This window comes from Streptomyces sp. WI03-4A, from assembly GCF_033792105.1.
GTDB classification, from domain to species: domain Bacteria; phylum Actinomycetota; class Actinomycetes; order Streptomycetales; family Streptomycetaceae; genus Streptomyces; species Streptomyces collinus_A.
Genome location: NZ_JARAUO010000004.1, coordinates 227,645 through 239,585 on the forward strand (window position 1 = coordinate 227,645; position 11,941 = coordinate 239,585).

The following is an 11,941-nucleotide window of genomic DNA, read 5'->3' on the forward strand; positions in this document are numbered from 1 at the left end:
TCTCCGCGTTGGGCGGGTGTCGCCTCACTTGTGGGCGGCGCAGTCGTAGAGCGTGAAGCTGCCGTCGGTGCGGAGGCCGTATGCGGTCGGGCGGATGCGGGCGCAGTGGGAGTGCACCCAGCGGGTGGCGGCCGTGGTGGGACGCTGGCTGGTGAGCAGCGCGAACCGCACCTCGTGGGCGGTGACGAGTCCGCCGAGCTGCTGGGCGGTCGGGAACGGAGTGCTGCCGGTGAACCCGCCCATGACGAGGATGGGCTCGGACTTGGCGCGCAGCAGGGGCTCAGCCGTGTAGGCGGCCTGGGTGGCGAGAAGGTACTTCTCGCCGTGGCGGTGCGTGGTGAGGTAGTCGAGCAGGGCACTGTCGCGGGCGCTGGGCCGGCTCAGCCCTCTTCTGCGCGGGGCGTGACGCTGGTGCTCGTAGTACGACTTGCCGACCGGCCCGGCCATCGGCGAGGTGGCGGCGCCCGCGTAGAGCGGGTCGAGGCTGGAGAAGGCCCAGCCGGCCGGTACGACCAGCATGGCCGTGATCCCGGCGGCGAGGGCGGCGTTGACCTTCCGCAAGGGGGTGCGTGGTCCGCGGCTCCACAGGCCGACCACCCCGCACAGGGCGAGCATCACGGCGACCGGCAGCAGCCAGGAGTCGAAAAGGGTCGGCCAGTCGAGTACCAGCGCCCACGCCGCTGTCAACGCGATCGCCGCGGGCAGCGCCAGGTACCGCCGACCGACCGTTTCGCCGCCGGGCTCGTGCCGTGCCTCGTACTCCGACCGGAAGAGTGCGAGCCCGCCACCGGCCAGTGCGGAGAGCGCCGGGGCGATGACGGCCGTGTAGTAGGCGTGGTTGCCGTTGGAGATGCCGAAGACCACGGCGTGTACGGCCAGCCAGCCGCCCCACAGCAAGAATCCACCGCGGGTGAGGTCGGTGCGCGGCCGGCCGGCGTGCCAGGCGACGCCGAGCACCGCGGCGAGCACGGCCAGCGGCAGCAGCCAGGCGACCTGCGGGCCGACGGTGTCATTGATCAGCATGTCCCAGCCGGTGTTGCCGGTGGTGCGGCTGGCGACGGTGCCCGGGACGGCGCCGAACGCGCTGGGATCGCTGCTGAACCGGCTCAGGCCGTTGTAGCCGAAGACCAGGGTGAACGGGTTGTTGTTGGACGTCCCGTCGAGGTAGGGGCGGTCGGCTTCCGGTGTCACCCAGACGATGAGCATCCAGGCGCAGGAGACCGCCAGCGCGACCGCCCCGCTCAGCAGGACCCGCACGGCGCGCTTCAACGCCGTTCCCGGCGCCACGAGTTGGTACACGGCGGCGAAGACCGGGAGCACCAGCCACGCCTGCAGCATCTTCGCCTGGAAGGCGAGCCCGACCCAGATCCCGCAGGTGATCAGTGGCAGCAGCCGCTCCGTGCGGACCGCCTTCTGCAGCGCTCCGGCGGCCGCGACGAGGAGCAGGGTGAGTGTGGTGTCCGGGATGGTGGCGCGGTTGAGCGCCACGGTGACCGGGGTGAGGGTGAGCATGAGCGCCGCGGTCAGCGCGGCGAAGGGGCCGGCCCAGGCGCGCACGATACGGTGCAGCAGCCATACGGTGAGCACGCCCTCGACGACCTGCGGAAGCGCGGCCGCCCAGGTGTGCTCGCCGAACAGCCAGACGGAGACGGCGTCGGGCCAGAAGGCGCCGGGCAGCTTGTCGATGCTGACGGAACCCGCGGCGTCGAGCCCGCCGAAGAAGAACGCGCGCCAGCTGCCGGCCATCGAGCGTATCGCCGCACCGTAGAACGGGTGGAGCGCGGCATGCCCGATGCCCCAGGAGTACAGCACCGTGGCGACGGCGAGTACCGCGGCGAGCGCGGGGCGCTCCCAGCGCGGGGCGGCTTCCGGCTCGTCGGAGCGCCGGTTCGCCGCCCGGCGGCCGCGCCGCGGTCCGGTGGACAGGGCGTCGGGGATGGCTGTCATGACAGTGGTCCTCGGTTCAGCGGTTCAGGTGGAGCGGTCGTGCACACGCGCGACGGTCACAGGCGGCGGGCCGCCCGGAAACCGCGGGCGTAGAAGTCGGTGCCGTCCAGCAGTGAGCGGCCCGAAAGGTCGCCCATGGTCGGGCCGTTGGCGGCGGAGCGGCTGGAGTAGAAGCGGTGCCTGCCCTTGTCGTCGAGGCCCATGTACATGCCACAGTGGTCGATGAAGTCGGGCCGGTCCTTGATGATGGCGAAGAAGACCAGATCGCCGGGTTGCAGGGCGTCCAGATCGGTGGGCTGCGCGCCGGTGTCGGGGATCACCGTGCGGCCGGGACCGTAGGCGGCGATGGCGAAGGCCCTGCGCGGCAGTCCGTTGCCCCGGGTGTTGGTGTTGTGCAGGGGGATGCCCATGCGGTAGCCCCACACCAGACGCTGGAAGCCGGAGCAGTCGACGTCGCCGTAGCGGGCCTTCTCGGGCTGCACGCGCGTGCCGTCGGGGAAGGTCCAGTCGATGCCCAGGTAGTCGTAGAAGTCGGACTGCTCGTCGTGGTAGGCGAAGTCCAGCGGGTTGTTGACCTTGGCGTTACGCGGGCCGAAGTGTGCGGTGCCCGCGTAACGGACTCCGTCGCCGTTGCGCTTGTCGGGCGCGCCGGCGCTGCTGTACTGGAACGCCACGGCGAACACGTCCGGGCTTTTGTCCCCGAGCGTCTTGCGGAACCAGGGGGTGAACCAGGCGGACTTCTCCATGCCTCGCTGCCACGCGTGCGGCAGCACCCGGACCCAGGCGTCCGTCGTCAGCTTGGCCTCGGTCGTCCGCGGCTCACCGAAGGTGCGGCTGGGACCGGTGAGCACGGCCGTACGGGCGCCGTCGGTGAACGTGGCGAGCGTGCCGCCGTCGCCGGCGCGGACCACGGTGCGGTCAGGGCCGGACAGCCGTTCGAAGGTGTGGGGCCCGTTGAGCCGGGCGCGCGAACCGGAGCCCGTGCCGTCGGCGTCCGTGTCACCCCCGTCGTCGCCGCCGTGCCCGAAGTGTTCCCAGGCGAATCCGCCCGCCACGCCTGCGGCCGCCACACCTGCGACGGTCCGGAAAACGGCGCGGCGAGTCGGGCGGCTCCCCCTGCCGACGGGTTCGTGGCGCATGGCCGGTCCTCCTGGAAGTGTGAGACGAGCGAGTGGGTGATGGACGGGTGTGGGTGCGGGCGCGGGTGCGGGTCAGCCGGTGGGCAGTACGCCGATCAGAAGACCGGAGACCAGCACCACGTAGGTGGCCAGGGTCACCGCCGTGGTCGAGATGACCGTGGCCGCCAGCGGCTGGCGGGACATCTGGTAGGAGACCAGGCCCGGGACGATGAAGCCGAGGGTCTGGGACGTGTACAGCAGCGGGAACTCGTGGCTGAGAGCGAGCATCACGGTGGTCTGCAGCAGGACCGCGCTCAGCACGACAGCGGCGAACAGCCTCTTGCCGTAGAGGATCACCGTGCGCTGGATCAGTTTCGTCATGAAATACGTCGCCGCCGCCACGGCCACCATCAGCCCGGCCATGCGCACGTCGGTGACGAGCGTGAGGGCGATCCAGCCCGGGGTGATCATTCCCCCGGGAGAGAGGTTGGTGGTCAGGTAGCAGACGAGGGAGAAGACCAGTCCGAGGGCGATCCCGAGTGCGGCGGTCTGTGCGGTGAGGTGGGCGGGGATCACGGGTTCCTCGAGAACTGGTGCGGATCATGTGGGTGGTGCCGGCCTGTGCTCTGGTCGTCGGGCGGCCAGTCCTGACGTTCGGCGGACCGGTGGTCCGGGTCTCGTTGCAACGGGATACGGAAGGAGTACGTGGGTGTCTCAAGCGGCGCCACCCAGCTGTACGGCTCCGGCTCGGGCGGCCGGGCCACGGAGACGCGCGGCCGGGGGATGGCGAACTGCATGGTCTCCTGGTCCAGGCCGTCGCCGTCGGGCACGACGTCGAGCGGGTCGGCGGAGTCGTCCAGCGGCAGCTCGGCCAGGCATTCCAGGAACAGTTCGCCCTGGCCGTGGATGTTGCCGATCGCCACCAGCGAGGCGGCGGGGCCGAGTTCGGCGAGGATCGCCTCGGTCAGTTCCGTGGGGTCCCGGCGGTCGCCGCCGAGATCCACCACCCTGCCGGGGAAGCTCTCCGGAATCGCGTCGCGGGCGCTCTTGGTCGGGTGGCCGATCAGGAACACCGTCTCCGCGGCGAGATCGGGGATGATCGTGCCCATCTGGCCGTTGCGCTCGACCCGGTCGGGGCGGCAGTTGATGACCACGCTGAGCGGTCGCCGGATCGCGCCCAGGTCCTCCAGCTGCTTGACGTTCATCAGCGTCGACTCGGGGTCGTTGGCCGCGAAGACGTTGGCGAACCGCAGCCGCTTGCCGTCGGGGGTGACGTAGCGCTCCACGGACAGCACACCCGGGTCGGGCGGCGCGTCCCACATGCCCTGCATCGCGGTCTGCCGTTCGATGCCGAGGAGTTCGGCGACGGCGAGCGCGATCGCCACGTTCTCCTTGAACGTGAACCAGCTGAAGCCGCGCAGTTCGGCGTCGGTCACCGTCTCGGGATCGACCGAGATCAGCCGGCAGTTCCGCTTGTCGGCCTCCTCCTGGAGGATGTGCAGCCGGTCCTTCTCCGCCGTCACGCACACCCCGCCCACCGGCATCGACCGGGAGAGCGAGCGCGCGACGTCGTCCAGGGTGGGTCCCATCTCCTCCAGATGGTCCTCGCGGACGTTGCACAGCACCCCGATCGTGGAGCGGATCAGCTTCTCCTGGTTGATCTCCTGCAGCGCGGGCATGACCGCCATGCACTCGATCACCAGCGCGTCCGGTCGGTAGGTCGCCGCCCTCCGGACGATGCCGATCTGCTCGACGATGTTGGAGATGTTGAACTTCCGGTACACCGGCTCCTCGGTGGCGTCCGGATGGATGAACCGGGCCGCGGTACCGGTGGTCTTGGCGACCGTGACCAGGCCGCCGCCGCGCAGCGCTCCCGCGCACAGCCGGGTGATCGAACTCTTGCCGCGGATGCCGTTGACCAGCACCCGCGTGGGTATCTGCTCCAGCGAGGCGAAGTGCCTGCGCTGCTCCAGGATTCCGGCGATCCACAGCGCGGAACAGCAGATCAGGACTATGACATAGAGAAAGAGCATGCCGATTTCCGTCCTTCTACCGCTGGGGGGTGTGCTCGCGCAGCGGCCGTGAGGGGCCGGCGGTGGGGGCTGACCGGGCCGCCCGGTCGCGTTCCGCCAGGGCCTGGCGCACCAGCTCCAGGCTGCGGGTGATCGAGCCGATCTCGTCGTGGTTGACCGGGTGCAGCACGGTGCGGCGGTCTCCGCCGGCGAGCCGCTCGACGAGGACGGCCACCGCGCGCAGCGGCCGGATCACCACGACGTGCAGCCAGCCCAGACAGGCGGCACCGGCGGCGAGGGCCAGGATACCGGCGAGCATGGTGCGCTGCTGGGCCTGCACGGCGGGGATTTGGAGCGCCGCGGCGGGCTCCGCGGTCACCAGGTGCCAGCCGAGGTGGGCCGTCGGGCCGCTCTTGGCCAGCGGCGCGGCGGCGTCGACCGAGGGGCCGGACGACGTGAGGTGCACCGCGGAGGTCGCGGTTCCCGCGGTCCCCGGGGCGCCCTGGGTGGCGCGGGCCAGCCGCGTCAGGTCCGGGTCGGGCAGCGACTCGAAGGCCTCGTAGCCCTCGCTCGCCGCCAGCACCCTCTCCTGGTCGTCCGTCACCCACACGGTGCCCAGTTTCGGCCTGGGCAGGATGGAGTTGAGCGCCTGCACGTCGATCTCGCCGAACAGGACCACCCCGGCCGCCGGGGCCTTGCCCTTGACGGCCGGGACCTGCGCGTAGGCGGCGATCGCCGGGATCCGGCCCGAGGTGTTGACGGTGGTGATCCCGCCGCCGTGGGGCACGTGGACGAGGGTCCGCAACGGTGTGCCCCCCACTCTCAGGGTGATGCCTCCGGAGCGGTCCAGCAGGTACAGCGAGCGGTACTGCTTGTGTTCGTCGAGGGTCTGCCGCAGCACCTGGGTCTGGGTGGCCCGGCTCGCGCCCGCCAGACCCGCGGTCGCGTCGTTCAGTTCGGTGTACGACTGGTCCAGGGACTGCTGGATGCGGTGCGAGGCGAGCACGGTGCGCGCCTGCTGGTCGGCGAGGACCGGTGCGGGTATCGCGGTCGCGGTGTCCGCGCGATCCAGCAGGAAGATCATCGGCACCGACCAGCACGCCACCATCACCACGCCGGCCACGGCCAGCGCCCGGTAGCCCGGTGCGCGCCGGGCCGGGATCTCCTGCGGGCCGCTCTCGCCGAGCAGTTGCCCCCGCAGTGCGTCAAGGGCCCGACCGATCCGGGCCAGTTCCCCGAAGCCGTGCACCGGGACCGGCCGGGACAGCTCCACCGAAGCGTCCGGGCCGCCGGTCGCGCCCCGGGCGAGCCGGCCGGCGGACAGGAACAGCCGCAGCAGGGGCTGCTGCACGAAGAAGTGCAGCACGAGCCAGAGCAGCAGCGCGACACCGGCGAGCGCCCCGGCGGCCTTGAAGGCGAAGCCCGAGTAGTCGACGGCCGTGGTCGTGGCGGGCACCGTGCGGGAGGTGAGCACCACCAGACCGAGGTCGTCGGTTTCGCCCGGACCCGTCGCCGAGGCCACCTGGGCCCAGCCGGCCACGACGCGCCGGCTCCCGGTGGCAGCGCCCAGCAGGCTCCCGGAGGCATCGGTGTCCGACCCTGACTCGTGCGCCGCGCGGGTCGCCTTCACCGGCAGACCGCCGCCGGCCGCACGCGACGCCGCGCCCTGGATCGCGGTGGCGAGCACGGTGCCGTTGGTGTCCAGCATCTCGGCAGTGCGTCCGTCGCCGTACGCCGCGAGGGTGGGAAGTGCTTCGGAGACCACCAGCAGCCACTGCCGCTCGGCGCCGCCCTGGGCCTGGTACTGGTCCTGGTCGGGATCGTCCTGCTGCGCGGGCAGCGTGACCTTGGCGAAGTAGAGGAGTTCCCGGGTGCCGCCCGCCGTCACCAGCCTGGGCGGGATCTCACCGTGTCCGGACGCCTTCCTGGCGGCGTCGACGCCGGCCAGTGGCACCGTCCTGCCGCCGGCCGCCAGCAGTTTGCCGGAGCGCGCGTCGAGGAGCACACGCCCGGCGACCGCCTTGCCGGCGGGGGTCAGCGCTTTGAGCGCGGCCGTGGGAGTCGTCGTGCTGGTCGCCGGGTAGGCGTGCGCCTTGCGTCGTACCGAGGTCGCCTCGGCCTCGATCGCGGTACGCATCGACAGCGCGGTGTCCGCGGCGATCTGCCGCTCCCCGTCCAGCACGGCCTGCGGGATACCCGTGGTGGGGACCCCGGCGAGGCAGATCACGGTCAGTGCGGCAACTACCAGGAGGAGCAGGACAAGTGAGGCTATCGGCGGGCGCACCCCACCGAGCAGTGGCATATCGGCGCGGCGACGGATGCGGTGTCGGCGCGGCGCCCGTGGTGCGGAGGGCAGGGTGGGGGGTCCTTCCTCAGATGAGGTTTCAAATGGCGTCGAACGCGCAGGTGTTCCACGGTGCGGACACCCTAGCCTCTTGCGGTCGTGCGACCGTCAAATGCTCGTTCGATCTCAGCCAAGTGAGCGGGATCACGGTCGACGGCGGGCGCGCGCGGGACCGACGCGACGGACAGCCGAAAGGCGCACCCTTGCGGTGGTCGGCCTTTCGGCTGTCAGGTCAGCGGACGAAGGAGATCTCGGGGTAGCTGCTGTTCGGCCCGTCGAGCAGGGTGCTGTGCTTGTTGCGCAGGTGCTGGTCGAAGAAGGCGGCGAGGTAGACACGCTGGACCTTCACCGCACGGTCGGGGTCGATCGTGCCGTACTGCTGCTCGATCTGGCTCTCGGAGATCCCCAGCCAGCGGGCCCACTGCGGCACCAGCCACTCGTTGTCGCTGAACGACAGGTGCGCCGCGCCGTGCAGCTTGATGTCGACCTTGTAGCCCTTCAGATGCGACCACAGCGTCCGCCACGAGCTGTCGTTGTTGCGGTTGTGGTTACCGGAGCTGAACAACATGAAGGGGCGGTCGAGGTCCTTGCTCGGCGCCGTCCCGAAGAACTGGCCGTCGAGGTTGGCGCCCGCGGCGATGCGGTGGTCGAGCTGCATCGCGGTGTCCACCGCGGCGCCGCCCAACGACCAGCCGAACATCCCGATCCGGGAGGTGTCCACCGACTTGGACAGCCCGGAGGGGAGCGTCGCGTGGCCCACGTCCGGGTTGCCGCCGCTGCTGATCTTGCCGAGGGCGTTGATCACGAACTTGATGTCGGCCGCTCGCACCTTGAGCGTGTCGGAGGAGTGGGAGCCCGCCGGCATCGCGTTGACCTCGAGCCGGTTGCCCGGGAACTGCACCTCGTTGGCGTCGTGGGTGTGGTCGACCGTGACGACCAGGTAGCCGCGGCTGGCGAGGTCCTGGGCGAGCGCCGTACCCATCGCGCGGTCCGAGTGCAACCCGGTCGAGTACAGCAGGACGGGAAGCTTGCCGATCTTGGTGTTCACCGGGGCGAGGACGTGGCCCGCGGTCTTCGGCAGGGTCACCTCCTGCGGCGACAGCCCGCGCGAGGCGAGGAAGTGGGCACCGGAGATGGACGGCATCCAGGGCGCCTGGTAGTGCCCGGACGTGGACGTGGCCGGGTACCAGAGCGACACCATCAACTCACGCTTGCTGCCCGGTACGTACGGATCCGTACGGGACGTGTCGCGCAGGTGCAGCCCGACCATGCCCACGCTGTACTTCCCGGTCGGCGCGGGCATCGTGAGCTGCTGGGCGGAGGGAGCCGTGCGGGCGGACGTGAGCGCCTCGGGATGCACGGCCTTGTGGTGCAGGGGCAGCTCGTCGTTCTCGGGCGCCCAAGGCGCCTCCGGGTCGGGATCGTCGGCGGAGACCCCGGTGGCCGAAGCCTTGCCGGACGTCGCCCCGGCGGCCATGGCCGGCGAGCTGCTCATGGCCAGCGCGACGGCCAGCGCGCCCGCCGGGCCGACGGCCTTGGATATCAGGCTGCGGCGCGGACGACGATGTTTCATGAACTCCCCCTTGCTGGTCGGCGATCACGGTACACGCGATCGACTGCCGCACACCGTACCGCCACGTCGGAGTGCGTCATCACACGCCCGGGTACGTCGTGGCGATCGACACGCACGGGATGCGGGGAGCTGCCCGAAACGCGCCGATCTCCAGGCGCCGGCCACCGGACGAGGTAAGGGTCAGGTAAGCCTCCTCCCGCATATCTTGAGGAGGGCATGAGGGAGCTGTGAATATTCACTCATTCTTGCTCGAGGTCGTCGCTGAGGTGCTCGACGGCTTCCGGGCAGTGCCGATCCAGTGAACCGGATTGCCTTCCCCAGCAGTCGGGGGCGCCTCGTGATGGACCGCCACTGATCGGGTCACCCGAGGGTGTTCCAGAACCCGCAGTGGTGGTGAGCGGAGAAGGTGCTGGTTCGGGCGGGGGTGACGTCGTCCGGGGCCAGGGAGAGCACCATGTGCCGGGGCCAGGGCGGTGAGGCGGGACTCCCGGGGTCGGCCGTGGTGGCGAAGCGGGTCCAGTAGTCGATCATCGTGTTGGCCAGGCGGTGCTGCGCCGGGGTCATCTCGCTGGGTCGGCCGCCGAGGTCGAACAGGTAGGGCAGCTCGCCGGCGTGGGGTGCGCCGAGCGGGAACGGCGGGGTGCCCGGCGTGAGCGGCGGGGCGTGCTCGTCGGCGAACTCATAGCGCCACAGCGGGACCTGTGGGGCGAGGAGGGTGCCTGTGCGAGCGGTCGGGCAGGCGAAGTTCGCGTCGCCGATGACCGCGCCGAACACCGGCCCGCCGTCGGTCTCGTGCACCGGGTACGCGCGGACGATCGCGTCGGCCTGCCCCGGGGCCGGGAAGAAGGCGGCCGCGACGTCGGGCCAGGTGGCGGGAGTGACCGGGTTGCCGGCCTGAATGATGCCTGCGGCCCAGCCGTTGCCCTCGTCATGGTTGCTGCCCAGCAGTACGGGGACGTGGGGGAATCGGCCCGCGGCGAGCGCAGCCGCCGGATCACGGGGCAGCAACCCGGTTGCGTGGGCGGGCTGCTGGTCGGCGCCTTGGGCGTTGAGGATGCGGGCGACGGGGACTCGGCGCAGGCACGCCATCACCTCCTGGGCGCGGGCGCGACCGCAGCCGAGGCGGGAGGACAGGGCCGCGCCCGCGGCACGGGCGTGGGACAGGGGGATGGAGGACGGGGCGAAGGGCCGGTCGGGGCGGCCGGTGCACGGGCCGCTCTGGATGACGGCACGTTCGAAGAGGCCCACGGCCGCGGGGGAGGCGAGCTGGGCGCAGACGCTGTAGCCGCCCGCGGACTCGCCGGCCAGGGTCACGTTGTGCGGGTCGCCACCGAAGGCGCCGATCTCGTCGCGGACCCAGCGCAGCGCGGCTTGCTGGTCGGCCAGGCCGAAGACACCTGAGCCCGGCAGATGGTCGTGGGCGAGGAAACCAAGGGCTCCCAGGCGGTAGTTGACGGTGACGACCACGACACCGCCACGGGTGGCCATGCGGTGGGCGTCGTAGGAGCTGCCCGCTCCGGTGGTGAATCCGCCGCCGTGCAGCCACACGATCACCGGCCGCCGGGCGGGGCCGACGACGGCGGTGCCGGTGGTGGCGGTGGTGGCGGCGCCGGTGGTAGTGGCGGCGGCGCCAGTGGCGACGCTGGCACCGGCGGTGGCAGGGGTGGGGGCGGGGGTGGTGATGTTCAGGTACAGGCAGTCCTCGTCGGTGCTGCCTCCGGGCACCTCGCCGGCCGGTTGCGGGCAGGCGCTCGCGGGCCGGGTCGCGTCCCGGACGCCAGGCCAGGGGGCGGCGGGGCGCGGTGGCGTCCAGCGCAACCGGCCCAGCGGGGGCGCGGCGTAAGGGATGCCTTCGAAGGTGCGGTAGCCGTCGTGGGCAGTGCCCCGCAGGAGGCCGTCGTGGGTGCGCACCGTCACCGCCGCCGCGGCTTTCGTCGTGGTCTGCGGCGTCCTCGTCGTGACTGGAGCGGTCCCGCTGGTTGTGTTTACGGCGGTCGCGGTGGATGTGGTGGCGGCGGTGGGCTTGGCGGTGGGTTGCGTCGAGGACGGGGTGGTCCAGGCCGTCGCGAGGACGGTGGTCAGGGCGCAGCCCAAGGCGATCAGGGCGCGGTGCATGGTCATCGTCTCCCCGTTCGGTCAGATCAGGCCAGGTCAGCTGCCGCCCATGCCGCCTTGAGCGGCGATCATGGTGGTCGGAAGGGCGCGTACGGCGTGCTCCAGACCGGGCGCGAGGGTGGCGAGCGACTTGGTGCACGCGTCGATGCGGGCCCGGCAGGTCTTGTGCTCCCGGCGGGAGACGACCGAGCGGACGCCGCCGGCCGCGGCCAGGGCCAGCAGCGCGGCATCGGTGGCGGGGAGCTCGCGTACGGGCGTGGTGTCGTGCAGCGCGGTGGCGAGTCGGGCGTGCAGGGCGGCGGCCACGGCCGGGTCGGTCACGGTCAGCCGGCGGGCACCGAAGGGGGTGCGGGGTTCCTTCACGCGGAGGAGGCCGGCCGCGGCGAGCTGGTCCTCCACCTGGGTCAGGGTCCGCTTGCGGTGGTGGCGCACGAGGTGCTTGAAGGCGTGCCCGCCCTCGGCCTCGCGGAGCACGCCGTCCAGGACCACGTCACCGGTGGGAGGGGTACCGGACGCGGTGACCGTCCCGCCGTCCTCCCTGAGCCGGCCGCGCAGCGCGAGGTCGGTCAGGGCGGCGGCGCGGACCAGCAGCGCGGTACGGGCACGGTCGTAGGGGGCTTCGGCTGCGGCGTCGTGGGCCAGCAGGTACATCAGGCAGGGCAGGGACAGGTTGTCGGTCACACATCGACGCTAGGGCCGCACACCCCCGCGGCGGATCGGCCACGGGAGCGGTCCGGCGATAGGAGCACAGGAGGAGCGCGTCGCCTCCTCCTCCTTGAGAAGGAGAGCGCGGCGACGTGGGGAGTGGGCGGCCGCTCGCGAGCGGAGGGCG

The 11,941-nt window shown here is 71.7% G+C and carries 8 protein-coding genes; all 8 read right to left on the bottom strand.

Going from position 1 to position 11,941, the window contains the following annotated elements; all coding sequences use genetic code 11:
- Nucleotides 1-24 precede the first annotated feature (24 nt).
- Nucleotides 25-1,947: an ArnT family glycosyltransferase gene (locus tag PV343_RS07355; RefSeq protein WP_319145950.1), complete on the bottom strand. Its 1,923-nt coding sequence runs from the start codon at nucleotides 1,945-1,947 to the stop codon at nucleotides 25-27.
- 56 nt (nucleotides 1,948-2,003) lie between these two features.
- Nucleotides 2,004-3,017, bottom strand: a complete 1,014-nt coding sequence (locus PV343_RS07360) for an NlpC/P60 family protein (protein ID WP_319145952.1) — start codon at nucleotides 3,015-3,017, stop codon at nucleotides 2,004-2,006.
- A gap of 141 nt (nucleotides 3,018-3,158) precedes the next feature.
- Nucleotides 3,159-3,641, bottom strand: a complete 483-nt coding sequence (locus tag PV343_RS07365) for a poly-gamma-glutamate biosynthesis protein PgsC/CapC (protein ID WP_319145953.1) — start codon at nucleotides 3,639-3,641, stop codon at nucleotides 3,159-3,161.
- On the bottom strand, nucleotides 3,638-5,098 hold the full coding sequence (pgsB, locus tag PV343_RS07370; protein WP_319145954.1) for a poly-gamma-glutamate synthase PgsB: 1,461 nt from the start codon (nucleotides 5,096-5,098) through the stop codon (nucleotides 3,638-3,640). Before pgsB ends, PV343_RS07365 begins: the two co-directional genes overlap by 4 nt.
- Before the next feature lie 16 nt (nucleotides 5,099-5,114).
- Nucleotides 5,115-7,379: a HAMP domain-containing protein gene (locus tag PV343_RS07375; protein ID WP_319145955.1), complete on the bottom strand. Its 2,265-nt coding sequence runs from the start codon at nucleotides 7,377-7,379 to the stop codon at nucleotides 5,115-5,117.
- Nucleotides 7,380-7,653: 274 nt separating this feature from the next.
- A complete protein-coding gene (locus tag PV343_RS07380) occupies nucleotides 7,654-8,994 on the bottom strand; it encodes an alpha/beta hydrolase family protein (protein ID WP_319145956.1) in 1,341 nt (446 codons plus the stop codon).
- 360 nt (nucleotides 8,995-9,354) lie between these two features.
- The gene (locus PV343_RS07385) at nucleotides 9,355-11,115 is read right to left on the bottom strand and encodes a carboxylesterase/lipase family protein (protein ID WP_319145957.1); all 1,761 of its coding nucleotides are present in this window, start codon (nucleotides 11,113-11,115) and stop codon (nucleotides 9,355-9,357) included.
- 30 nt (nucleotides 11,116-11,145) lie between these two features.
- On the bottom strand, nucleotides 11,146-11,760 hold the full coding sequence (locus PV343_RS07390; protein ID WP_415923466.1) for a GOLPH3/VPS74 family protein: 615 nt from the start codon (nucleotides 11,758-11,760) through the stop codon (nucleotides 11,146-11,148).
- Between the last annotated feature and the right edge of the window lie 181 nt (nucleotides 11,761-11,941).